Raw genomic sequence first — 23,326 nt, 5'->3', positions numbered from 1 at the left:
ATGTGTTGATTGTGGAATGGGCCAGTCCTTCCATAATCAGCACCCACCTAGAACCAGAATCAGGAAATCGAAGCCGTCGGTTTTCAAATCGAACCATTCCGAATCGTCATCGACGTGGTCTCGGGCACGATGCATTCATATGTTCACTCGAGGCAGACACCGGCCTACATACGCCTAAACCTTGGGCCTGCGCCGCCTCCGCAGGACCAACACGCCCGATATCTAACGATGTCAGCGTGTTGGTCATTCTGACGTTGAGGCTAAACGGCCTGCTTTAGACGAAGCGCTTCCGGGTCGTAGACCCGTCCAAAGCGATTGTTGAGGAAATCGGCTAGAGTGACCTCTTCCTGCCGAACGAAGCCCTTCTGAGGGAGCTTTCCAGAAGCAAGAAGATCAAGAACCGTCGTTATGCCAGCCGCCGTCGTGACCTGGATGGCACTCATCCTCTTGCCAGCAACGACCCCTGCGTAGACCTTGTTTGCATAGGTTTCCTGAAGATAGCGACCGTCCTTCCAGCCGCAAACGGTGACGAAGATCACGACGACGTCCTGCATGGTGGCAGGAAGTGCGTGCTCGAAAAGATCCTTCAGCACATCACGACGGTTTTTCAGGTTAAGGTCGTTCAGAAGCGCCTTAATTATAGCCTGGTGGCCGGGATACCGGATCGTCCGGTAGTTCATCGTGCGCACGCGGCTCTCGAGTGTCTTGGCCAGCGTGCCGAGGCCGCCGGACGTATTGAACGCTTCGTAGGTGACGCCATCGAGGGAAAACTCTTCCCGCTCTTCCATGGCCGGAACAGTCACCAGCTTGCCTTCGACGATCGCTTCGCAGGGCTCGATGTATTCGTTGATGAGCCCATCGGTGCTCCAGGTGAGATTGTAGTTCAGAGCATTAGACGGATACTGCGGCAGTGCGCCCACCCGCATGCGGACGCTATCCAGAGTGTCAAATCGCTTGGCAAGATCGTTCGCCACAATTGAAATAAAACCGGGAGCCAAGCCGCACTGGGGAATGAAGGCCAGGTCGGAACCCTTTGCCAATTCTTCGACCTTTTTGGTCGTGGCGACATCTTCCGTGAGATCGAGGTAATGGACCGATGCCTCAAGAGCTGCTTCGGCCACCTTGCCGGTGAGATTAAATGGTGCTGCCGAGAGGACAGCAAACTTGCCGCGGAGCACATCGACAAGTGCCTTCTTGTCGGCAATATCGACCACTGCACCAGATATCGCCGGATGATTGTCCAGCTTTGCTAACTGAACCTGGTCGCGATCCGTCACGATCACATTGTAATCGCCAGTTTCAGCGAGCATCACAGCGATCGCGCCACCGATCTTGCCGGCACCAATTACCACTATGTCCATCATATAAGTCCCCTCGGTTTGCATATAGGATTTTTATAAATGTGAGGGGAGTTCGATCGAATCATAGCGACCAATAGCGCATTATGCTGCATATTATTTGGCAGATCGACGAGGCTGATTATCATAATGTCGAGGAAGCGATGAACCTCACAGACAAGGATCGGGAATTGCTGGCGTTGCTGGGCGACAATGCCCGGATGCCAGTGGCGACATTGGCAAAAAAGCTGCTTCTATCGCGAACGACGGTACAGGCCCGCTTGGAGCGACTGGAAAGAGAAGGCGTTATTGCAGGCTATGGCGTCAGGTTGTCAGATGCTTATTCATCGAGCCTGGTGAGAGCGCATATCATGATCACGCTTGCACCGAAGGTGCTCTCACAGGTTTGCAGCACGCTTCAGCGCATTCAGGCGGTCAAGTCGCTTCATTCCGTGAGCGGTACGTTCGATCTTATCGCGGTTATTGAAGCGCCATCGATCTCGGAGCTTGATCGACTTGTCGACGAAATCGGCATGGTCGATGGTGTCGAGCGCACACTCTCGTCGATTATTTTGTCCACTCGGATCAGTCGGTGATCGATCCTATATAGTGGTCCCTCGTTCGACCGAGACGAAGGGACGAAATCAGTCGCTGAATTGAAACTGGCCGAAGCAGCCGGCAGCCAAGACGCCCCCATATCAATCAGGGCGTCAGGCGCGCGGGGCCCTCCTCTCCTGAAGACCTTGCCGACAGATGGGATCGGGCGGTTGATCTCGGGGCTATGCCAGAAATTGATCTCAGCCCGGCGGGACGAAGGCGTCCAGCCGGGCCTATTTCGGTCATTATTTTCCCATCTGCTTTGCGTTGCCAGGTGTAATGGTCGTGGTGTCGACCGGCACCGTAACCGCGAGGCAGACCCTCCAAAGGCGAACGTCATTTCTGGATACAGGTATCGACCGTATCCTTGGTGCATTCGTCAAGGCCGGTGAAGACTGGATCATCGACCTTCTTGCCGGCAATCAGATCCATCATTACGGAAGGTGCCTTGTAGCCCATTTCGAAAGGCCGTTGGCCGACGAGAGCGGTAACCAGACCTTCGCGTGCGATCGCTACTTCGTCACCGATGGTGTCGGCGGCACCGATGACGAAATCGTTGCTGGCGAGACGCTTGGCCATGGGCTTGAACAGATCCCGGTAGGGCTGCGGCGCTCCGAACAGCGGCCAGCCGCCTTCGATGGCGAAACCATCGAGATCCGGATTAGCGGCGAGGATGTCGGTCATCGCCTGAACGCCCTTGGCACCGTCGTCATTGGTGAAGACCGGGCAGCCTGCGACTTCGGTCCAGCCGCCTTCGCCCTTCAGCGCCGTTAGCCCTTTCTTGCCGGTTAGAGCATCGCGTGTACCCTGGGCGCGGCGCAGAATGTTGTCGGCGCCGGGATTGCCTTCGATCAGGCAAATTTTCCCGCCATTGGGTTTGGCCTTCTTAATATATTCTCCGATACGAACACCCATCAGGTAGTTGTCCGTTCCGAGATAGGTCTTGCGCAGAGCGGAATCTTCAGCGGCAAGATCAGCGTCGATCGTCATCACCGGGACCGATGGATTGGCCGTCTTGAGGGTCTGGGCGATAAGCTTTGCATTCGACGGCGAAATCGCAATCGCAGCCGTGTCGGCCTTGCCGAGCATGTCCTGGACGATCTGCGCCTCTCCTGCCTCGTCGGATGTCGATGCCGGGCCAGTGTAGAAGCACTCATATTCCGCGCTGGCATTTTCCTTGTTCCACTTCTGGCACCCCTGGTTGATTGCCTCGAAGAACGGGTTGTCGAGGCCTTTCACCACGATGACGAGCTGCTTTTTGGCAAGGGCATCCCCCGCGGCCAGTGCCAGCACTGCGGTGGCAATCAATAACGTTTTCTTCATTGGTACCTCCACTTGAAACAGGCGGACACGGCGTGTCCGTCATGCGATCAACCCGGATACCAGACGACGCGCGGATCATTGCGTGGCCGCTCGTAACGCCAAGCCGAGTCGATGAGCATTTCCAGATCGTATTTGGGTTGCCAGTCCAGCAGGTACTTGGCCTTGCTGTTGTCCATCCAGTTCGAATAATATCGGCTTGGTATGTCGACGGAGTCGAGGCCTCGCGTGCGGGCAAGGTAAGCAGCGACTTCCCCATAATCGACCGGGCGGTCCATGCAGATGTTGAAGAGCTCTTTCTTCGCACGCGGATTGTCGATCGCCGAAAGGATTGCCGAGACGAGATCATCGACATGCACGAAATTGCGTTTCAGCGGCCGGCCGTCGGCATCGCGCAGCAGAGGCACGGTCCCCGTTCGTGCGTATTGCTCGGCGTCGGCCTCCGGAACCAGCGTTTTCCAGCGGGGGCCGCCGAATACGTCGTCGCCAAAGGATAAGCTGCATTTGAAGTCATCCTTTTCCATGATCCAGGGCGCACGGAGACAGCAGCCATTGATGCCGTATTGGATCGTGAACTGCTCCAGCATCACCTCTTCCAGCACTTTCGACAACGCGTAACATCCGGGATAGGCTCGGTGCGGCGCATGCTCGGTAATCGGACCATCATGGCGATAATAGAAATGGCCGATGCCGGCATCGCCGCCGATGAGGATGAACTGCCGCGCGGTCGCGCTTGTGCGGAATTCCTCAAGCAGCCAGAAGAGACCCTTGACCGTCACGTCCATGACGTCGTCGGGAGTTTCCTTACAGGTGGCAAGATGCAGAATATGAGTGACCCCGGAAAGCGCCGCAATCACCACGTTCCGATCCGCGATCGAGCCGCGTGTCACCTCAACGCGGTCGTTTTCAGGACACAGACGATTATGGCAAAGCGCACGGATGCGCGCTTTCGAAAACCGCGGGTCGTCAAGCAGCTCGGCGATAAAATGCTGCCCGACCTTGCCCGTCGCTCCGGTGACAAGGATCAGCATACCCCTACCTCTATAAATAGCTAATATTCTAGCGCTTCGCTCGTCAACGAGTATTTGCCTTTGCTAAACAATTTTTGAGTTAGTTGAGCCAATTCATCGGGCGATTGATTGACGCTCTCACCAGGTTTTGCATAAATATAAGCAGTCGCTTTTCTAGGAGGAGATCGGGGAAGCGAACCGTGGTCCGAGACGAGCATGGGCATCTGTCCCAAGCCGGCAGGGTTCGGGAGGCTAGAAGGCTGGTGGCGGTTCTCGAGCTTACAAATATTTCCAAGCATTTTGGTGCAATCCAGGCGGTCAACGACGTTTCGTTTTCGCTGGAGGCAGGACAGGTCGTCGGCCTCATGGGCGACAACGGCGCCGGCAAATCGACACTGGTCAAAATGATCGCCGGCAACTTCCGGCCGAGCCACGGAATGATGCGGCTCGATGGCGCCGAACTTGTACTCCATCGCCCGGTGGAAGCGCGGCAGCACGGCATCGAGATCGTCTATCAGGACCTCGCGCTCTGCAACAATCTGTCGGCGGCGGCGAACGTCTTTCTCGGCCGCGAGCTACGGCATGGCATMGGCCCTTTGCGCGTGCTCGACTATAAGGCGATGTACAAGCGAGCCGGGCAAATCTTCAAGGAGCTCAAGTCGGAGACCAGGCCGCGCGATCTCGTCAAGCAGATGTCCGGCGGTCAACGGCAGGCGGTGGCGATTGCCCGCACCATGCTGTCCGAGGCAAAGATCGTGCTGATGGACGAGCCCACGGCGGCAATTTCGGTCCGGCAGGTGGCAGAAGTTCTGAACCTGATCCGTCATCTGCGCGACCGTGGCATCGCTGTCATCCTGATCAGCCATCGCATGCCGGATGTCTTTGATGTGGCCGATAGGGTCATCGTGATGCGGCGGGGCAGAAAAGTCGCCGACAAGCCAATTGCAACAAGCTCCCCGGAAGAGGTCACCGGGCTCATCACCGGGGCTATCGAACAGGTCTAAGGCGGCAAGCGCGTTTCGCGAAGAAAAGAAGGTCGACAATGGCAATTACCCTGGACCGGACGATCGAGCAGAAGCAGCAAAGCTGGCTGGCCACCATTTTGGCGAGCCAGACCTTCTGGGTGCTGATCGCCGTCATTCTCGCCTGTCTTTTCCTGTCCTTTGCGACGGATTCCTTCGCGACGGCCAAGAACCTCTACAATATCACCCGGAACGTCACTTTCATCGCCATCATCGCTCTCGGAATGACGATGGTCATCGTCACCGGCGGTATCGACCTGTCGGTGGGGTCCGTGCTCTGCCTATGCAGCATGGTGCTCGCGGTGGTCATGCATGCCGGCTACGGTATCGAGCTCGGCATCGCGGCCTCAATCGGCACTGCGCTCCTGATCGGCGTCTTCAACGGCATATTGATCGCCTATCTCGGTTTTCCGCCCTTCGTCGTGACGCTGGGCATGCTGTCGATCGCGCGCAGCATTGCCATGGTCGCCTCAAACAACACCGTGGTTTTCCAGTTCGGACCCGATCACGACAAGCTGCTGGCGCTCGGCGGCGGCGCCTGGCTTTTCGGCATCGCCAATCCCGTGATCTACATGATCGTGCTGGCGCTGATCACCGGCTTCCTGCTGCGCTGGACCAGGTTCGGCCGCTATATCTTCGCGATCGGCGGCAATGAGCAGGCGGCAACGCTCACGGGCGTGCCGGTCAGAAAGATCAAAGTTGCCGTCTACATGATATCCGCCCTTTCGGCAGGACTCGCCGGCATCATTCAAACGGGCTGGCTCGGCGCCGTCACCACCAATATCGGCGCCGGCATGGAACTCCAGGTCATTGCGGCCGCCGTCATCGGCGGCGCCAATCTCGCCGGCGGCGTCGGCACCGCCTTCGGTGCACTAATCGGAGCCGCGCTGATCGAGGTGATCCGCAACAGCCTCGGCCTGCTCGGCATCAATGCCTTCTGGCAAGGGACCTTCATCGGCGGTGCGATCGTGCTTGCTGTGCTCTTCGATCGGATCCGCAATTTCCGACAGAGCGAATAGCGAGAGCAATTCCAGAAAAGCAGCAAGTCCGAGTCAAACTTGTTCTGGCGTCCAAAATCGATCCCTCGCGGATAAGTGCATGCCCGCTCGTTCGCTGCGAACTCCAAAGATTAGCGTTCGCCTGGACTAAAAGCTGTCAAACGTCGAGTGGTTGGCATGCTCCATACGTGGTGCGCAACAGCTCATACGGGTCTTTCCGAAGCAAAAAGCTACTCAAAGGCTGCACTTCACGACGATGGCCGGCGGACAGCTTGCACCCGAATTCATTCACCGTTACCGAGACTACCTGCATGCCGGCGGCCGCTCGGCAGCGGTGCGATTCAATCGCGGGCGGAAGGAAATAGGAGAGAATAATGAATCTGAACGCGGCAAATCGCGTGAACCCCGAATTCGGCACATTTACCGTCACTGACGACAGTGTGGAGATCGAAGCGCTTGGCGGAACGAATTATTTCGTCAGCCCGGACGGGTCCGCGCCGGAGCTAAACGCGCCGTCGCTGGAGGTTGCCGTGGCCTCGCATGTCTTTGTTCTCCAGGTGAAGGTTACCGCCGCTCTCGCCACGATCTATGACGCCGGTGGGCTGATTATCCGCGCCGCGTCTGGCCACTGGGCCAAACTGGTCCACGAGCTGTCCGCGCTCAATGACGCTACCATCGTCTCCGTTGTAACGCGGGACACGTCCGATGATTGCAATTCGGAGGAGCCGAATACCGAGTCGGTCTATCTACGAATCCACAAGAACGGCAATCTGGTCGCGTTTCATTGGTCGCTCGACGGGCGCTTCTGGAAGATGGTGCGAATCTTTGTGCTCGGCTCCGCTGACGAGTCCTTTTGTGTAGGGCTGATTGCTCAGGCGCCGCTCGGCCAGCCATGTAGGGTGAAGTTCGAGGAAATCGCCACGTCATCCGTGCGGATCGAAAACTTGCGCGACGGCATCTAGATCGGCGAAATATTCTGATTGAACCTGTTTCTCGTTATCATTCCGGCTGTAGGTGACGCCGGCGCCAAGCGGCGGGCGCTTCGCCGATCCGCTTGCGAAAGAAACGTGAAAAATAGGCCGGATCCTCGAAGCCGATCTCACGACCGATGTCTTCCACCGGTCGAACGGTAAACATCAGGAGACGCTTCGCCTCCAGCAGCCGCCGCTCCAATCGCAACTCCTTGACAGACCGCCCGAAGACTTCGCGGGCTGCCTTATCGAGGAGATGCGGCGTGGTCGCCAGCAGGTTCACATAGGCTCCGACGGGCCAATCCTTCTTGTAGTGAAGATCAATGGCACGGCGCAGCGCAAGCCCAAGCGCGACCGTCGGCGAGGTGGATGGTAACGCCATGCGGCCGCCGATACGGCCCATGAGGGACAACACGACGCCGATCAGGCCGCCCAGAACCTTCTCGCCTTCGGCTCCCCGCTCTCGATATTCTTCCGCAATCATGTCGAGAAGCGTGCCGAGCTTTGACCATGCCGGATCCGACGGTTGGCCGGTCAGGAAAATCGGAACGTCGAGGCTGAGATCCACCTGTGGCGCGAGCGCCTTCAACATGTCGTCGGAAACCGAGACCACAATGGCATCCGATGTGTCCTCGACGTCAAACCCGTGGACGACATTGCTCGGGACAAAGCTGATCGCCGGAGCAGAAAAGTTCCAAGTCTCATCTTCTATTCGATAGGTTCCGCCACCCTGGAACCAAAAGGTGATCTGCCCCATCAGCGGATGCTGGTGGGGCGCAACATGGCCGAAATGCAGCGTTTTGCGCTCCATCACCGTTTCGACATGCAAAAAGCCGACCTCAAGCGAACGGCTCGGCTCGCCATAGACAAAGAAATTCGGAACTTCGCTTCGCAACGTCATGCCGGAAAAAGTACCAGCGAATTAGAGAGTTTGTCCATGGCCGCGCGTCGCGTTCCGAATTAGCTTTTGTCAATATCTCAATGGAGGAATACGAGATGCGAGCTGAAGATCATCGCAGCGACAAGACCCGTCCGTTTACCGGCGCCGAATATCTGGAAAGCCTGCGCGATGGTCGCGAAGTCTATATCAATGGCGAGCGCATTGCCGATGTGACGGCGCATCCCTCGATGCGCAATTCCGCACGCTCCATCGCGCGCATGTATGATGCGCTGCACGACGAAAAGTCCAAGGAGCGCCTGACCTCACCGACCGATACCGGCAACGGCGGCTACACCCACAAATATTTCCGGGTCGCGAAGTCTTCCGCTGAGCTCGTGGCGCAGCAGGGCGCCGTCGCCGATTGGGCGCGCATGTCCTATGGCTGGATGGGCCGCACGGCTGATTACAAGGCGGCGCTCATGAACACGCTCGGCGCCAATGCCGACTGGTACGGTCCGTTCAAGGACAATGCGCTTTCCTGGCACAAGCGCGCGCAGGAATCCGTGCTGTTCATGAATCACGCGATCGTCAATCCACCGATCGACCGTCACAAGCCGGCCGATGCCGTCAAGAATGTCTTCGTTCATATCACCAAGGAAACCGATGCCGGCATTTACGTCTCCGGCGCCAAGGTGGTGGCGACGTCTTCGGCGCTCACCCACTACAATTTCCTTGCTCAGAGCTCGGCAACGGTCACGGAAGACCCCTCGCTGTCGGTGATGTTCATCGTGCCGATGAATGCGCCTGGCATCAAGATGTTCTGCCGCGTCTCCTATGAGCAGACCGCCAATACGGTGGGACATCCGTTCGACTATCCGCTGTCGTCACGCTTTGACGAAAACGATGCGATCCTTGTGCTCGACAACGTCTTCGTGCCTTGGGAGGATGTGCTCGTGCTGCGCGATGCGGCGAAGATCCTCTCCTTCCATCCGGCTTCCGGCTTCATGCATGGCTATTGTTTCCAGGGCTGCACGCGTTTCGCCGTCAAACTCGATTTCATCGCCGGACTGCTGGCCAAGGCGCTGCGAGCCACCGGCGGCGATGCCTTCCGGGGCAATCAGGCCGCACTCGGCGAAGTCATCGCGCTTCGCCACATGTTCTGGTCTTTCTCCCACGCCATGGCCTACAATCCTCAGCCCTGGGCCAATGGCGCGGTGCTGCCAAACATGGAAGCCGCCCTTTCCTACCGCACCTTCATGTCGGAGGCCTATCCGCGTGTCATCGAAACGGTGCGCAAGGTCGTCGCCTCGGGCCTCATCTACTTGCCCTCTTCAGCCAAGGATTTCAGCAATCCGGAGATCGACCGCTACCTCGCCCAATATGTGCGCGGCTCCAACGACATGGGCCATATCGAACGCATCAAGATCATGAAGTTGCTCTGGGATGCGACCGGCACCGAATTCGGCGGACGGCATGCCCTTTACGAGCTCAACTATGCCGGTGCGCCGGAAGAGGTCCGGCTGCAGGTGCTCAAGGGCGCCGAACGAGGCGGCCGTTTGAAGGAGATGGAAGCCCTCGTCGATCGCTGCATGAGCGATTACGACGAAAACGGCTGGACTGGAGACACCTGGCTCCCGCCGCTTGGGCAAACCTCCCCCATCCGCAATGCCGCCGAGTGAGGCCGCTGCCATGGGGGAGCAACTCTCGAAAACCGAATTCCGCAACGCGATGGCGCGGGTCTGCGCGCCGGTCAACGTGATCACCACCAACGGCCCCGCCGGCCGCGGCGGCTTCACCGCCACGGCCATGTGCAGCGTCACCGACGAACCGCCGACACTGCTGGTCTGCATGAACAGCCGCTCGACACAAACAGCCCTCTTCTTCGAAAACCGTCGCTTCTGCGTCAACGTCCTGACGCAGGAGCACAAGGAACTAGCCGGCTACTTTGCCGGCCAGCGCGAAGACATGGACGACCGCTATGCCGCAGCGGAATGGATCGACTTCCGTTCCGGCAGCCAGGCGCTTTCAGACGCGATCGTTTCCTTCGATTGCCGCTTGACGGAGGCACATCTCGTCGGCACCCACCATATCTTCATCGGCGAAGTGATGGATATTCGCAGTCGCAGGGATGGGCACGCCCTTCTCTATTTCKACCGTAACTATGTGCATGTGCCAACCCAATCAGGCAGCTTCGGCGGGTAGACCTCCGCCTGATCGCTGGAAACAAACAGGGTGCCGACGATCGCGCGGCACCCTGTTTGCATGACAAGAAGAGCATTCCGACAATCTGGACTGCCGCGTCGCCTAAATTGAAACGACGCGGTCCCGCATCACGTCAGAGCTGGATCCACGCCGTCTTCAGATCCACGTATTTGTCAAACGCATGCAGCGACTTGTCGTGGCCGTTACCCGATTGCCTGACGCCGCCAAGCGGCACGCTGTTATCGGCGCCGCCATAGGTGTTGACATGCACCACGCCGGCGCGAATTCCGCGCACCATTCGATGGGCCCGCGACAGGTTCGACGACCAGACAGCGGAAGCCAGACCATATTCCGTGGCATTGGCAATCTGCAGAGCTTCAGCCTCTGTTTCGAAGGGAATGATCGACAGGATAGGCCCGAACACCTCTTCGCGTGCCAAAGTCATGGACGGGGTGACATCGAAGACGGTCGGTCGCATGTAGTAGCCGCCGGTTTCCTCAAGAATGCGCGAGCCGCCGCTACGCAACGATGCGCCCTCCGATACCGCCTGCGCGACATAGCCGAGGTCCTTCTTCAATTGGATCTCGCTGGAAATAGCGCCCACTTCCGTCGTCAACTGCAGGGGATCGCCGACTTTCATGCTCTCGGCGATGCGGGCGACATTCTCCGAGAAGGTGGCATGGATCGACTTTTCGACGAGTAGCCGGGAGCCGGCGACGCAGACCTGGCCGGAATTGCGGAAGATGCCGTAGGCCGACACCTTGGCCGCCTGATCGAGATCCGGCGCATCGGCAAAGACGATGTTCGGGGACTTGCCGCCGAGCTCCAGATAGACGCGCTTCAGATTTGAGCGCGCCGAATATTCTAACAGTCGCCGTCCAATGGGACCGGACCCGGTGAAGGCGAGCACATCGATATCCATATGCAATCCCAGCGCCTCGCCGCAGATGGCGCCGCGCCCGGTGACAACGTTGAACACGCCTTCAGGCAATCCGGCCTCAGTACAAATTTCGGCAAGTTTGAGAAGCGTCAGCGATGCACCTTCAGCGGGTTTCAGCACGACGGAATTGCCCGCGGCGAGCGCCGGAGCAATCTTCCAGGCGCCGATCATCATCGGGAAATTCCACGGCACGATCGCGGCTACGACGCCMACCGGCTCGCGATGGATCAGACCCAGAATATTCTCTGCCGTCGGGGCGATCTCGCCATAGACCTTGTCGGTCGCCTCAGCATAATAGCGGAACGTGCCCGCGGCGCTGCCGGGCTCGGCCTTCAGGGCCATAGAGATTTCCGTGCCGTTGTCACGTACGCCAAGCACGGCCAGTTCGAGCGCGTTCTTCTCGATCAGCTCGGCGATCTTCAGCAGCACCTTCTTGCGCTCCGCCGGTGCGGCTTTCGACCAAGTCCCCTTTTCAAAGGCATGTCGCGCAGCCTTGACCGCAAGATCGACATCTTGCTTGCCGGCATCGGCGATGGTGGTCAGTCTCGTTCCATCGATCGGCGAAACAACGTCCATCGCAGCACCGCTGGCCGCCTGGCGCCATGCACCGCCGATAAACAATGCCTGTGGGGGAACGGGTAGTGCCCGGAGCTGGTCGATCTTGTCCTGCATCTCATTTTCTCACAAAGAGGGTGGCGGGTCTTTCCCGCCACCGCGATTGGAACGGCTTCAGGCTTCCTGGCCGGCACCGAGGCGGGCAAAGCCTGCCGCATCCGAAGACTTCAGGCGGGCCGCTGCGACAAGCCCGATGACTGCAGCGATCAGCACGAGGCCCGGCAACAAGACGGCGAGCACGCCATTGGCACCAGCGATCGCGCCGAAGTTCGCCGAGATGTAATAGACGAGCGCCAAAAGGATCAGGCCCGTCACGATCGGCAAAACCTTGACTGCCAATGCGTTGCGTTCCAGCCCAGGATTTCGGGTGAAGAACACCACGATCGAGAAGGCCGTGAATGCCATTAGCAGAATGATTGCCAGCGTGGCGACATTGGTGAGCCAGGAGAAGAGCGCCAGCACTGGGTCCTGACCCGTCACCGCAAAGAGCGCGACCACGAGCACGGCGATGATGGTCTGGATGGTCGAGCCGACATGCGGGCTCTGGAAGATCGGATGCGTGACGCCGACCGACTTCGGCAACAGGCCCTCGCGACCGGCGACATACATATAACGTGCCACGCCATTGTGGAACGCAAGGACGCCGGCAAAGAGGCTGGTGATGAAGAGAACGCTCATCACGACCGTAATCCAATGACCGACATAGCGCTCGGCAAGACCGAAGAGGAACGTGGTCGGATCGGCAAGGCCTTGCAGGGTCGGAACGAGTTTATCGACGCCGGCACCGTTCACCATCAGCCACGAGGTCAGCATGTAGAAGAGGCCGATGATGAGAACTGAAATATAGGTTGCGCGCGGTACGGTCTTTTCCGGCTCGCGGGCTTCCTCGCTGTAGATGGTCGTTGCCTCAAAGCCGATGAAGGCGGCGAAGCAGAACAGGAGGCCGATGGCAGGCGTCCCGCTCCAAAAAGCGGTCGGGGTGAAGGGTGCTGCGGAGAGACCGGCATCGCCGCCCTGGACGAAGATGGCAGCGTCGATGATGAGCACGACCAGATATTCGAGAATGACGAGCACCATCAGCACCTTGGCCGATAGGTCGACGCGTCGGTAGCCAAAAACGGCAACGAAAGCGATGCCAACAAAGCTCCAGACCCACCAGGGAAGATCAAGGCCGAGCTGCTCGGCAAAGAAACCCTTCGTAGCCGCCCCGAAAAGCCCGAGAACGCCGACCTGCATGGCATTGTAGGCGAGGATGGCAATCAGCGCGGCAGCGCCGCCCATGAGGCCGCCGAGACCTTGGGCCGTATAGGCATAGAAGGCGCCGGCATTGCGGATATGGCGCGCCATGGCGACATAGCCGACGGAAAACAGCAATAGAATCCCTGTCACCAATAGGAAGGTCAGCGGGATGCCCGGCCCGTTGCCAAGCATCATCGAAAGCGGCACGCCGCCAGCGACCGCGGTGAGCGGCGCTGCGGCCGAAACCACCAGAAAGGTCACGGCACCCACGCCGAGGCTATTTTTGCGCAACTGGTTTTCAGCCGGCCCTTGCGAATTTTGTGTGTTCATCTGCGTTCGTTCCCCTTGTTGAGAATATCCGATCATCGCTGCGATTGCGCGCAGGCGACCTCCACCAAAACCGGACTGACGAGCGGGGCTTGAGCTTTTGTTGATTTTACCGCCATCAGCGCTTAAGGTTCATTATTTGAACCGTAGCTTCAAATATAGACTTGCAAACATTGCCGGCCTCTGTCAAGTTATTTCGCATGTTAAGTATCTTKGGTCGCTGCTATCGTGTCGCGGCGCAAGGTCGGCGACCTGATGTGACGGAAGCTTCGGCCGGACGCAGGAAATCAGAACCCGACCCGCCCAAGAGGAGGAACGATGAGCACGATCGGAAAGGCGCTTTCATTGCTCGATACCCTGTCACGGCTGGACAAGGAGGCGGGCCTCACCGACATCGCCCGCCTGTGCGCGCTGGACAAGGCAACCGCACGCCGCTTTCTGGTGGAGCTGGAAAAGCACGGCTTCGTCGAGCAGGATCAGGATACGCGCCGCTATCGCATCGGATCGGCGCCGGTTCGCCTCGCCCGCATTCGCGAAGCACGCTTTCCCCTGTTGCGGGTCGCGATCCCGTTCATCAAGTCGCTCGCCGAATCGTCAACCGAAACGGTACATCTTTCGGAATTCTCCGGTGGGCAGCTCTCGACCATCCATGTGGAGGATTCGCCCCGCGCGCACCGCATCATGATCGATGTCGGCAGCCTCTTGCCTTTTCATGCCACGGCGTCCGGCCTCGCTTTCCTGGCATTCTGCCCGCGGTCAGAGATCGAGGAAGCCCTCAGAAAGACGCTCGAGAAATTTACCGATCACACCGTTGTCGACCCGCAGCGTGTGCGCGATCTGCTCGATGAGACGGCAGCACGTGGCTTTTCCATCAGTGACCAAGGTCTCGAAGCCGGCGTTATCAGTACCGCGGCGCCGATCCGCACGCCCAACGGCCATCCGATCGGCTGCGTTGCTGTTGCGGCACCGCTCTCTCGCACCGCGAAAGCAACCATTCACGAATTCGGCGCGCAGGCAGTCGCTGCGGCCAATGCGATCTCAGAAAAATATTACGGGTCGGAAAGACCCATGGGAACCATTCCATCATAGGAGGACAGATTGATGAGCCCTGATGAGGCCCCCTCGCCAAGGATACTCGTCGTCGGAACCGGTGACACCAAATGCGATGAACTGCAATTCATGGCATCCGTCATCCAGGAAGCCGGCGGCCAGCCGGTMATGGTCGATGTCAGCGTTCTCGGCGATCCGCCCTATAGAGCGGATTACTCCAAGCACGACGTTGCAAACGCCGCCGCAACCTCGATCGAGGCAATCGCCGAAAGCGGCGATGAAAACAGCGCCATGGCGGCCATGGCAAAGGGTGCGGCTGCGCTGACCCGCCGCCTCTATGACGATGGACTGGTCGACGGCGTCATCGTGCTCGGCGGCTCCATGGGAACGGATCTGGCGCTCGATGTGGCTGCCGTCCTGCCGCTCGGAGTCCCGAAATTTGTAGTTTCGACCATCGCTTACTCCCATCTCATCCCGCCTGAACGCATAGCTCCCGACCTGATGATGATCCTCTGGGCCGGCGGCCTCTATGGCCTCAACAGCATCTGCCGCTCGGTCCTTTCGCAGGCCTGCGGTGCGGTCGTCGGCGCGGCGAAGCACGGCACCAAGCCCGATCGCAAACGGCCGCTCGTCGGGATGACTTCACTCGGCTCGTCCTGCCTGAAATATATGAAATATCTACGCCCTGAGCTGGAAAAACGCGGCTATGACGTCGCCGTGTTCCATTCCACCGGCATGGGCGGACGCGCCTATGAAGCGATCGCCTCTCAGGGCGACTTTGCCGCCGTCTTTGATTTCTGCATCCAGGAAGTCAGCAATCATCATTATGGCACCGTCGTCACGTCCGGCCCGGACAGGCTCGAAAATGCCGGACGCGCCGGCATTCCGCAGATCGTTGCACCCGGCGCGGTCGACATGGTCGATCTTCAGGCGTGGCAGGCCCTGCCGGAGATTTTCGCCGATCGCCCCTATCACGCCCATAACCGGCTGATCGGATCGGTGACGACATCGCCGGAGGGACGACGGGAGGTCGCCCGGTTGATCGGGCAGAAACTGMAACGCGGCGGTGCGAAAGTCGCTTTCCTGCTGCCGACCGAAGGACTGCAGGAATGGGATAAGCCGGATGAGCCGCTGCATGACCCTGATGGCCTCGAAGCTTTCATAGACGAAATGCGCCGGGCCATTCCGGCTACCGTTACGCTGCGGGAAGTCGATGCGCATATCAACGCACCAGCCTTTTCGGCGGCGGCGCTTACCATCTTCGATCAATGGGTAGCCGAAGGCGTCATTCCGGAGGGGCGGCCATGACACAAGACCGCGCTCTTATCCTCGACTTCGGCGGCGTCGTCACCCGCACCCTTTTCGAAACGCACGACATCACCGAACGCACGCTCGGCCTTCCAAAGGGATCGCTGACCTGGCTCGGCCCGTTCGACACGACAACGGACCCGCTCTGGGTGGCGATGCAGAACCGCGAAATCACCGAACGCGACTATTGGCTCACACGTGCCGGCGAAGTCGGCGATCTGGTCGGCGAGAACTGGACGGATATGCAGACCTTCGTGCGCCGAGCGCGTGGCGCTGAACCGGAACTGGTTCTCCGGCCGGAAGCGCGCGACGCCATCCTGCGCACGAAGGAGGCGGGCCTCAAGCTGGCGATCCTGTCGAACGAACTCGATCTCTTCTACGGCATCGAGTTCCGCCAGCGTTTCCCCCTGGTTGATCTTTTCGATGTCATCGTCGATGCCACCTACACGAAGATCCTCAAGCCCGATCCGCGCTCCTACGAGCTCGTTCTTTCCGAGCTCGACCTGCCGCGCGAGGCCTGCGTCTTCGTCGACGACCAGAAGAAAAACATCGAGGGCGCCAAAGTCGTGAACCTGCCTCACGTGCATTTCGACGTGACCTGCCCTGCTGAAAGCTACGCCCGCGCACTTGCCATGCTCGGGCTCTGAACCAAGAGGAATCGATATGCGTGAAACCAATTTCATCATCGAAAACAACGCCCGCCACCTGTGGCATCCGATGGCCCATCCGGCGGAAATGCAGGCAAATCCACCGCGGATCATCAATGCCGGCGACGGCGTCGAGATCGTCGATATCCACGGCAGGAAGGTGCTGGACGCGGTCGGTGGCCTCTGGAACGTCAATCTCGGCTATTCCTGCGAGCCGGTAAAGAAGGCGATCCGCGACCAGCTCGACGAGCTGCCCTATTATTCGACCTTCCGCGGCACGACGAACTCGCCGCTGATCGAACTCTCCTACGAGCTTGCCGAATGGTTCAAGCCGGATGGCCTTAGCCGTTCCTTCTTCACCTCGGGTGGCTCGGATTCGGTCGAAACCTGCCTGCGGCTGGCGCGCCAGTACCACAAGGTCAACGGCGAGCCGGAGCGCACCAAATTCGTCGCGCTGAAGAAGGGCTATCACGGCACGCATTTCGGTGGCGCCTCGGTGAACGGCAACCAGAACTTCCGCCGCAATTACGAGCCGCTGCTGCCGGGCGTCATCCACCTGCCCGCTCCATTCACGTATCGCAACCCGTTCAACACTACCGACGGCGCGGAGATTGCGGCTGCTATCGGCAGGCTCTTCGAGGATGAAATAGCCTTCCAGGGTGCCGATACCATCGCCGCCCTGATCGTCGAGCCGGTGCTCGGCGCCGGCGGCGTTATCGTCCCGCATGACACCTTCCTGCCGCTGATGCGCGAGATCTGCGACCGACACGGCATCCTGTTGATCGCCGACGAGGTCATCACGGCTTTCGGCCGCACCGGCGCCTGGACCGGATCGCGCCTCTCGGGCGTCCAGCCGGACCTGATGTCGACGGCCAAGGCGATCACCAACGGCTATTTCCCCTTCGGCGCGGTGATGATCTCCGACAAGGTGGCGCAGGTCTTCGAAAGCAGCAAGGGTCCGGTCGGCAGCATCGGCCATGGCTACACCTATTCCGGCCATCCCGTCGGTGCCGCCGCAGCACTCGCTACCTTGAAGGAAACCAGGCGGCTCAATGTCGCCGATAATGCCTCGGCTCGCGGCGAAGAACTGCTGGCCGGGTTGAAGAAGCTGCAGGACAAGCACGAATTGGTGGGCGACGTGCGTGGCAAGGGCTTGATGTGCGCCCTCGAACTCGTCAGCGACCGCGCGAAGAAGAGCGGTGCTGCCAAGGATGTCGTGCAGAAGGTTCAGGATGCGACCTATGACGCCGGCGTTCTGGTTCGCACGTCTGGCACCAACGTCATCATGTCGCCGCCGCTGATCCTGACCGCCGTGAATGTTCAGACCATCCTGACCGCGCTCGACGCAGGTCTCGCCGCAGCGAGGGGCTGATCATGTCCGAGAACGCAGCCCTCATCGCGCGACGCGAACGGCTTCTTGGCCGAAACATGTCGCTCTTCTATGACGACCCGGTGCATCTCGTGCGCGGCGAAGGCGTCTGGCTTTGGGACGCCGACGGCCGCAAATATCTCGACTGCTACAACAATGTGCCGCATGTCGGCCATTGCAATCCCCGCGTGGTCGAAGCGATCACGCGGCAGGCGTCGACGCTGAATGCCCATACGCGCTACCTGCACGAAGGCATTCTCGACTATGTCGAGCGGCTGACGGCAACCTTCGACAAGAGCCTGAATGCGGCGATCCTGACCTGCACCGGTAGCGAAGCGAACGACGTGGCGCTACGCATGGCCCAGGCCGTGACCGGCAAGACCGGCGTCATTGCTACGAACCATACCTACCACGGCAACACGACCGCGGTGTCGCAGCTATCGACCCGCATGCCGCCGGTCGGCGGCTTCGGCGGCCATGTCCGCCATGTGCCGGCGCCGGACAGCTACCGTCCTCTCGGTGGCGAAGGTGGCGATGCCTTCGCCACGGCATTTGCAGCCGAAGTCGAGAAGGCGATCGCCTCGCTTCAGGATAGCCCGCACGGTTTCTCGGCCATCATCATCGATCCGTTCTTCGCCAATGAGGGCTTTCCGGATCTGCCGCTTGGCTTTCTCGACAAGACGATCGCAGCCGTGCGCAAGGCCGGCGGTCTGGTCATCACCGACGAGGTCCAGCCCGGCTTCGGCCGCACCGGCTCGCACATGTGGGGCCATCAGCACGCCGGCATCGTTCCCGAGATCGTGACGCTCGGCAAGCCGATGGCCAATGGCCATCCGGTCGGCGGCGTCATTGCCAATGTCGATACGATAAATGCCTTCCGCAAGGCGTTCCGCTATTTCAACACCTTCGGCGGCAATCCTGTCTCCTGCGCGGCGGCCATGGCCGTGCTCGATGTCATTGAGGATGAGAACCTCATCGAGAATGCCCGCAACGTCGGCGAATATACGCGCGATGCGTTCAAGAGATTGGCGCAGAAGCATTCGATCATTGGCGATGTGCGCGGCAGAGGCCTCTTCATGGGCACGGAATTCGTGTTGGACAGGCAAACGAAGGAGCCGGCCTCCGCAGAGGCGACCCGGATCGTCAACGCCATGCGTGAACGCGGCGTGCTGATGGGCAAGATCGGCATTCACCAGTGCGCTACCAAGATCCGCCCGCCGATGCCATTCTCCAGGGCAAATGCCGACTTCATGTTGTCGATCTTCGACGACGTATTGTCCGGCCTGTGAGGCTGATATGGCTGATCAGTTGCCGCAGACTATACGGGATGCTCTACAAAAGCGTGCGCTGGAGGCACTGGACCATTGGTCCGCGCAGGCTCGCGAACCAGTCCTGATGAAATATCGGGAAAATGCCGTCTTCCGCATTGTGCTGAGAGACGGGCAATTCGCCGCGCTGCGGTTGCATCGGCCGGGCTATCACGACGAGACGAGCCTGCGCTCGGAACTGCATTTCATGGCCGCCCTTAAGCTCGGCGGCCTCGACGTGCCGAGCCCGGTTCCGACGCGCAACGGGCAAAGCCTCGTCCTCTTGCCGGCTAACAAGCATTTTCCCGAACAGCATGCCGACGTGGTGAGCTGGATCGATGGCCTTCCGCTCGGCCAAACTGGCATGCCGCTGTCGCAATCGGCTGAGATGCAGGTGGACGTCTTCTTCCGCGTCGGTCAAGGCATGGCAACCATGCACGAGCTTGCCGATACCTGGAAGCCGCCGGAGCGCTTTCGCCGGCCGGCATGGGACGCCGAAGGCTTGCTCGGAAAAAAGCCGCTCTGGGGGCGCTTCTGGGATTGCCGAGGCCTTTCATCCGACAGCGCCGCCGCGCTCTCGGCATTGCGAGATGAGCTGCGTCATGCGCTTGCGGCGATATCTCCAGACGACCTCGACTACGGCCTAATCCATGCCGATCTCGTGCGGGAAAACATCTTCCTGACGGAAAACGAAAGCAACGTTGCCTTCATCGATTTCGACGATGCGGGACATGGCTACCGCCTCTTCGATCTCGCGACCACCCTGTTGAAAAACCGCAACGAGCCGGCCTATCCCGCAATCGAGAAAGCGCTGCTAGGCGGCTACCGCAGCCGACGCGCGCTTTCCGGCGCAGCGCTGGCAAGCCTGCCGCTCTTCATGGTGCTGAGAAGCCTCACCTATATCGGATGGCTGGCCGAGCGTCCTGAAACTCCGGACGCCCCGGCGCGCCTGTCGCGTTACATCGCTGAAAGTCTGGAGATGGCAAGAAAGCTCTAGGCCGCCGCTTGACATCTTCGGCATAATTGTTAACGTGTTAAATAAATGAGGGGTTGGGAGGACTTCATGCCACATCTCGCCATCGAATATTCGGCCAATCTGGAGGGCCGTGCCGACATCGGCGCGCTCTGCGAGATGCTGCTGAAGACGGTCCTGGAGACGGGCCTTTTCGAGGTTGGTGCCGTGCGTGTGCGCGCCTTTCGCGCCGACCACTACGCCATCGCCGACAAGCTGCCAGAGAACGCCTTCGTCGACCTGAACTTCCGGATTGGGAAGGGCCGCACGGACGAAGAGAAAAAGCGCACCGGCGAAGCGATCTTCGCCGCGGCCATCGACACTCTCGGCCCCCTCTTCGAGACTCCGCATTTCGCGCTGTCGCTGGAGATCCGCGAGATCGATGCGGAACTGAGCTGGAAGAAGAACGCCATTCATCCGCGGCTGCGCGGCAAGTGACACTTCCCCTCACGGGACGACATAACATCAAAGGAATAGACGATGTCCAAACTGCAGGAAAACATCGCAAAGGCGGAAGCCTATCTTGCCCGGTTCAAGGAGCGCGGTGTCCTGAACCGCATCAATGGCGAGGATGTGCCTGGTGATGATGGCTCGACCTTCGAGACCATCTCGCCGGTCGATCTGAAGCCACTTGCCACCGTCGCCCGCGGCAAGGCGGCCGATATCGATCGCGCTGCAAGGGCCGCAAAAGCCGCCTTTGCCGAATGGGCCGCCATGCCCGGCGATACGCGCAAGAAACTCCTGCACAAAATAGCTGACGCAATCGTTGCCCGCGCCGAAGAAATCGCCTTCGTCGAATGCATGGATACCGGACAGTCGCTGAAGTTCATGGCCAAGGCCGCCCTGCGCGGGGCGGAGAACTTCCGCTTCTTCGCCGACCGCGCGCCGGAGGCCCGTGACGGGAAAGCGATACGCGCTGACGGTCAAGTGAATTTGACGTCCCGCGTGCCGATTGGCCCCGTCGGCATCATCACGCCCTGGAACACGCCCTTCATGCTGTCGACCTGGAAGATCGCGCCGGCGCTTGCCGCCGGCTGCACCATCGTCCACAAGCCGGCCGAATTCTCGCCGCTGACCGCGCGCCTGCTGGTGGAAATCGCCGAGGAAGCCGGCTTGCCGAAGGGTGTTTGGAATCTCGTCAACGGTTTTGGCGAGGATGCCGGCCGCGCGTTGACAGAGCATCCGCTGATCAAGGCCATCGGCTTCGTCGGCGAAAGCCGCACCGGCTCGATGATCATGAAGCAGGGCGCCGACACGCTGAAGCGCGTGCATTTCGAGCTTGGCGGCAAAAACCCGGTCGTCGTCTTCGCCGATGCCGATCTGGAGCGCGCCGCCGACGCCGCTGTCTTCATGATCTATTCGCTAAACGGCGAACGCTGCACCTCGTCCTCGCGCCTGCTGGTCGAGGAAAGCGTCTATGACAAGTTCACCAACCTCGTCGCCGAGAAGGCCAAACGCATCAAGGTCGGCCATCCCCTCGATCCCGAGACGGTGATCGGCCCTCTCGTGCATCCGGTGCACGAACAGAAGGTGCTGGAATATATTGAGATCGGCCGATCGGAAGGCGCAACGCTCGCCGCCGGCGGTGAGAAGGTCAACGGCCCGGGCGGCGGTTGCTATGTCTCCCCCACTCTGTTCACCGGTGCCAACAACAAGATGCGCATCGCCCAGGAAGAGATATTCGGGCCGGTGCTGACCGCTATCCCCTTCAAGGACGAAGCCGATGCGCTGGCGCTCGCCAACGACGTCCAATACGGCCTGACCGGCTATCTCTGGACGTCGGACGTGACCCGCGCCTTCCGTTTCACCGACCATCTCGAAGCTGGGATGATCTGGGTGAACTCGGAAAATGTGCGCCACCTGCCGACCCCCTTCGGTGGCGTGAAGAATTCGGGCATCGGCCGCGACGGCGGCGACTGGTCTTTCGATTTCTACATGGAAACCAAGAACGTCGCCTTCGCCACCAAGCCGCACGCCATCCAGAAACTCGGCGGCTGAGCCGTCAATACACATAAATGCGCATAAAGAGGAGGAACCCATGCCCCTGCCGAAACCCAATCTCTATCCGCCCTTCAACATCGTGCGCCTTAGCCATGTCGAATTCGGCGTCACCGATCTTGCCAAGTCCCGCGCCTTCTATGTCGACACGCTCGGCCTGCAGGTGACGGACGAGACCGCCGACACGATCTATCTGCGGGCGATGGAGGAACGAGGCCATCACTGCATCGTGCTCAAGAAGTCCGACAAGGCCGAAGCCCGCGATCTCGGCTTCAAGGTGTTCGGCGACGAGGACCTCGACAAGGCCGCGCACTTCTTCAAGGACAAGGGCCTGCCGGTCGAATGGGTAGAGCGTCGCTACCAGGCGCGGACCTTCCGCACACGCGATCCACATGGCATACCGCTCGAATTCTATTCGAAGATGGACCGGCTGCCGCCGATCCATCAGCAATACGCCCTCTACAAGGGCGTGAAGCCGCTGCGCATCGATCACTTCAACTGCTTCTCGACCAATGTCGACGAGAGCGTCGCCTTCTATAACGAGCTCGGCTTCCGCGTAACCGAGTATACCGAGGATGAAGAGACCGGCCGTCTTTGGGCCGCCTGGACCCATCGCAAGGGCGGCGTCCATGACATCGCCTTCACCAATGGCCGCGGTCCGCGCCTGCACCACACCGCATTCTGGGTGCCGACGCCGCTCAACATCATCGACCTGCTCGACCTGATGGCAACCACCGGCTGGGTCGCCAATATCGAGCGCGGTCCGGGACGCCACGGCATCTCCAACGCCTTCTTCCTCTATATCCTCGATCCCGATGGCCACCGCATCGAGATCTATTGCTCGGACTATCAGACCGTCGATCCCGATCTTGAGCCGATCAAGTGGGATCTGAAAGATCCGCAGCGTCAGACACTTTGGGGCGCACCCGCTCCCAAATCCTGGTTCGAACATGGCAGCTTGTTTGCCGGTGCTGACGTGGCCGAGCCTGACTTGAAGGCACAGCCGATCATAGCGCCTTGAACGGCTACTCCAGGTGCGGGCGAAAACGCCCGCTTTCTACCGTCGGCAGGAGACAGTCATGGATTTGAAAGACGCAACATTGTTCCGGCAGGCCGCATTGGTCGGCGGCGACTGGATCGAAGCCGATCCCTCGAATGCGATCAAGGTCGACAATCC

21 protein-coding genes are annotated in these 23,326 nt (G+C 59.8%); 15 read left to right on the top strand and 6 right to left on the bottom strand.

What is annotated here, in order from left to right; all coding sequences use genetic code 11:
- Nucleotides 1-260: 260 nt before the first annotated feature.
- Nucleotides 261-1,364 (bottom strand): saccharopine dehydrogenase family protein, encoded by a 1,104-nt coding sequence (locus QD357_RS28960; protein WP_183940592.1) that lies wholly within the window; start codon nt 1,362-1,364, stop codon nt 261-263.
- Nucleotides 1,365-1,501: 137 nt separating this feature from the next.
- Here QD357_RS28960 and QD357_RS28955 point away from each other — a divergent pair, with 137 nt between their 5' ends.
- Complete coding sequence (locus QD357_RS28955) at nt 1,502-1,933, top strand: Lrp/AsnC family transcriptional regulator (protein ID WP_183940630.1); 432 nt, start codon at nt 1,502-1,504, stop codon at nt 1,931-1,933.
- A 337-nt stretch (nt 1,934-2,270) separates the two neighbouring features.
- On the opposite strand, the gene QD357_RS28950 is transcribed toward QD357_RS28955, so the two are convergent.
- Nucleotides 2,271-3,257, bottom strand: a complete 987-nt coding sequence (locus QD357_RS28950; protein ID WP_183940590.1) for a sugar-binding protein — start codon at nt 3,255-3,257, stop codon at nt 2,271-2,273.
- A 47-nt stretch (nt 3,258-3,304) separates the two neighbouring features.
- Nucleotides 3,305-4,285 (bottom strand): NAD-dependent epimerase/dehydratase family protein, encoded by a 981-nt coding sequence (locus QD357_RS28945; RefSeq protein ID WP_183940588.1) that lies wholly within the window; start codon nt 4,283-4,285, stop codon nt 3,305-3,307.
- Between the two features lie 179 nt (nt 4,286-4,464).
- Here QD357_RS28945 and QD357_RS28940 point away from each other — a divergent pair, with 179 nt between their 5' ends.
- The 3 genes from QD357_RS28940 (at nt 4,465) to QD357_RS28930 (ending at nt 7,246) form a co-directional block, all read left to right on the top strand.
- Nucleotides 4,465-5,268 carry an ATP-binding cassette domain-containing protein gene (locus QD357_RS28940; RefSeq protein WP_331371174.1) on the top strand — a complete coding sequence of 268 codons (804 nt, stop codon included), beginning with the start codon at nt 4,465-4,467 and terminating at the stop codon, nt 5,266-5,268.
- A 38-nt stretch (nt 5,269-5,306) separates the two neighbouring features.
- Entirely contained in the window at nt 5,307-6,305 is a 999-nt protein-coding gene (locus tag QD357_RS28935; protein ID WP_414125608.1) for an ABC transporter permease, read from the top strand.
- Nucleotides 6,306-6,658: 353 nt separating this feature from the next.
- Nucleotides 6,659-7,246 (top strand): DUF1349 domain-containing protein, encoded by a 588-nt coding sequence (locus QD357_RS28930; RefSeq protein WP_414125607.1) that lies wholly within the window; start codon nt 6,659-6,661, stop codon nt 7,244-7,246.
- A 37-nt stretch (nt 7,247-7,283) separates the two neighbouring features.
- Here the strand turns inward: QD357_RS28930 and QD357_RS28925 are convergent, their stop codons facing one another.
- The gene (locus QD357_RS28925) at nt 7,284-8,156 is read right to left on the bottom strand and encodes a helix-turn-helix domain-containing protein (protein ID WP_414125606.1); all 873 of its coding nucleotides are present in this window, start codon (nt 8,154-8,156) and stop codon (nt 7,284-7,286) included.
- A gap of 95 nt (nt 8,157-8,251) precedes the next feature.
- Between QD357_RS28925 and QD357_RS28920 the strand changes: the two genes are divergently transcribed.
- Together QD357_RS28920 and QD357_RS28915 are read left to right on the top strand one after the other, a co-directional pair.
- Nucleotides 8,252-9,814 carry a 4-hydroxyphenylacetate 3-hydroxylase N-terminal domain-containing protein gene (locus QD357_RS28920; protein ID WP_183940578.1) on the top strand — a complete coding sequence of 521 codons (1,563 nt, stop codon included), beginning with the start codon at nt 8,252-8,254 and terminating at the stop codon, nt 9,812-9,814.
- Between the two features lie 10 nt (nt 9,815-9,824).
- A complete protein-coding gene (locus QD357_RS28915) occupies nt 9,825-10,337 on the top strand; it encodes a flavin reductase (RefSeq protein WP_414125605.1) in 513 nt (170 codons plus the stop codon).
- Nucleotides 10,338-10,470: 133 nt separating this feature from the next.
- Here QD357_RS28915 and QD357_RS28910 read toward each other — a convergent pair whose 3' ends face one another.
- Nucleotides 10,471-11,949: an aldehyde dehydrogenase gene (locus QD357_RS28910; RefSeq protein ID WP_414125604.1), complete on the bottom strand. Its 1,479-nt coding sequence runs from the start codon at nt 11,947-11,949 to the stop codon at nt 10,471-10,473.
- A gap of 57 nt (nt 11,950-12,006) precedes the next feature.
- On the bottom strand, nt 12,007-13,461 hold the full coding sequence (locus tag QD357_RS28905) for an APC family permease (RefSeq protein WP_414125603.1): 1,455 nt from the start codon (nt 13,459-13,461) through the stop codon (nt 12,007-12,009).
- A gap of 315 nt (nt 13,462-13,776) precedes the next feature.
- Here QD357_RS28905 and QD357_RS28900 point away from each other — a divergent pair, with 315 nt between their 5' ends.
- From QD357_RS28900 to hpaD, 9 genes are all read left to right on the top strand, one after another.
- Nucleotides 13,777-14,547 (top strand): IclR family transcriptional regulator, encoded by a 771-nt coding sequence (locus QD357_RS28900; protein WP_183940570.1) that lies wholly within the window; start codon nt 13,777-13,779, stop codon nt 14,545-14,547.
- Between the two features lie 12 nt (nt 14,548-14,559).
- A complete protein-coding gene (locus tag QD357_RS28895) occupies nt 14,560-15,816 on the top strand; it encodes a Tm-1-like ATP-binding domain-containing protein (RefSeq protein ID WP_414125602.1) in 1,257 nt (418 codons plus the stop codon).
- Nucleotides 15,813-16,463, top strand: a complete 651-nt coding sequence (locus QD357_RS28890; RefSeq protein WP_414125601.1) for an HAD family hydrolase — start codon at nt 15,813-15,815, stop codon at nt 16,461-16,463. Before QD357_RS28895 ends, QD357_RS28890 begins: the two co-directional genes overlap by 4 nt.
- 16 nt (nt 16,464-16,479) lie before the next feature.
- Entirely contained in the window at nt 16,480-17,835 is a 1,356-nt protein-coding gene (locus QD357_RS28885) for an aspartate aminotransferase family protein (RefSeq protein WP_414125600.1), read from the top strand.
- Between the two features lie 2 nt (nt 17,836-17,837).
- Nucleotides 17,838-19,121 (top strand): aspartate aminotransferase family protein, encoded by a 1,284-nt coding sequence (locus QD357_RS28880; RefSeq protein ID WP_414125599.1) that lies wholly within the window; start codon nt 17,838-17,840, stop codon nt 19,119-19,121.
- A 7-nt stretch (nt 19,122-19,128) separates the two neighbouring features.
- The gene (locus tag QD357_RS28875) at nt 19,129-20,136 is read left to right on the top strand and encodes a homoserine kinase (protein WP_414125598.1); all 1,008 of its coding nucleotides are present in this window, start codon (nt 19,129-19,131) and stop codon (nt 20,134-20,136) included.
- A gap of 66 nt (nt 20,137-20,202) precedes the next feature.
- Nucleotides 20,203-20,589, top strand: a complete 387-nt coding sequence (locus QD357_RS28870; RefSeq protein ID WP_183940558.1) for a 5-carboxymethyl-2-hydroxymuconate Delta-isomerase — start codon at nt 20,203-20,205, stop codon at nt 20,587-20,589.
- Between the two features lie 42 nt (nt 20,590-20,631).
- Nucleotides 20,632-22,149 (top strand): 5-carboxymethyl-2-hydroxymuconate semialdehyde dehydrogenase, encoded by a 1,518-nt coding sequence (gene hpaE / locus QD357_RS28865; RefSeq protein ID WP_414125597.1) that lies wholly within the window; start codon nt 20,632-20,634, stop codon nt 22,147-22,149.
- Nucleotides 22,150-22,189: 40 nt separating this feature from the next.
- Nucleotides 22,190-23,170, top strand: coding sequence for a 3,4-dihydroxyphenylacetate 2,3-dioxygenase (hpaD, locus tag QD357_RS28860; protein WP_414125596.1), 981 nt, complete (start codon nt 22,190-22,192; stop codon nt 23,168-23,170).
- Nucleotides 23,171-23,326 lie beyond the last annotated feature (156 nt).

This window comes from Rhizobium sp. BR 317 (genome assembly GCF_047445835.1).
GTDB lineage: Bacteria > Pseudomonadota > Alphaproteobacteria > Rhizobiales > Rhizobiaceae > Rhizobium > Rhizobium paranaense.
Note: the sequence above shows the minus strand (reverse complement) of the source record. Positions and strands in the feature narration are given on the sequence as shown.

Coding starts and splice junctions, on each gene's coding strand:
- QD357_RS28955 (WP_183940630.1), top strand. CDS start 1,502: ATGAACCTCACAGACAAGGATCGGGAATTGCTGGCGTTGCTGGGCGAC.
- QD357_RS28885 (WP_414125600.1), top strand. CDS start 16,480: ATGCGTGAAACCAATTTCATCATCGAAAACAACGCCCGCCACCTGTGG.
- QD357_RS28875 (WP_414125598.1), top strand. CDS start 19,129: ATGGCTGATCAGTTGCCGCAGACTATACGGGATGCTCTACAAAAGCGT.
- QD357_RS28870 (WP_183940558.1), top strand. CDS start 20,203: ATGCCACATCTCGCCATCGAATATTCGGCCAATCTGGAGGGCCGTGCC.
- QD357_RS28945 (WP_183940588.1), bottom strand. CDS start 4,285: ATGCTGATCCTTGTCACCGGAGCGACGGGCAAGGTCGGGCAGCATTTT.
- QD357_RS28935 (WP_414125608.1), top strand. CDS start 5,307: ATGGCAATTACCCTGGACCGGACGATCGAGCAGAAGCAGCAAAGCTGG.
- QD357_RS28880 (WP_414125599.1), top strand. CDS start 17,838: ATGTCCGAGAACGCAGCCCTCATCGCGCGACGCGAACGGCTTCTTGGC.
- QD357_RS28950 (WP_183940590.1), bottom strand. CDS start 3,257: ATGAAGAAAACGTTATTGATTGCCACCGCAGTGCTGGCACTGGCCGCG.
- QD357_RS28900 (WP_183940570.1), top strand. CDS start 13,777: ATGAGCACGATCGGAAAGGCGCTTTCATTGCTCGATACCCTGTCACGG.
- QD357_RS28960 (WP_183940592.1), bottom strand. CDS start 1,364: ATGATGGACATAGTGGTAATTGGTGCCGGCAAGATCGGTGGCGCGATC.
- hpaD (WP_414125596.1), top strand. CDS start 22,190: ATGCCCCTGCCGAAACCCAATCTCTATCCGCCCTTCAACATCGTGCGC.
- QD357_RS28905 (WP_414125603.1), bottom strand. CDS start 13,461: ATGAACACACAAAATTCGCAAGGGCCGGCTGAAAACCAGTTGCGCAAA.
- hpaE (WP_414125597.1), top strand. CDS start 20,632: ATGTCCAAACTGCAGGAAAACATCGCAAAGGCGGAAGCCTATCTTGCC.
- QD357_RS28890 (WP_414125601.1), top strand. CDS start 15,813: ATGACACAAGACCGCGCTCTTATCCTCGACTTCGGCGGCGTCGTCACC.
- QD357_RS28925 (WP_414125606.1), bottom strand. CDS start 8,156: ATGACGTTGCGAAGCGAAGTTCCGAATTTCTTTGTCTATGGCGAGCCG.
- QD357_RS28920 (WP_183940578.1), top strand. CDS start 8,252: ATGCGAGCTGAAGATCATCGCAGCGACAAGACCCGTCCGTTTACCGGC.
- QD357_RS28930 (WP_414125607.1), top strand. CDS start 6,659: ATGAATCTGAACGCGGCAAATCGCGTGAACCCCGAATTCGGCACATTT.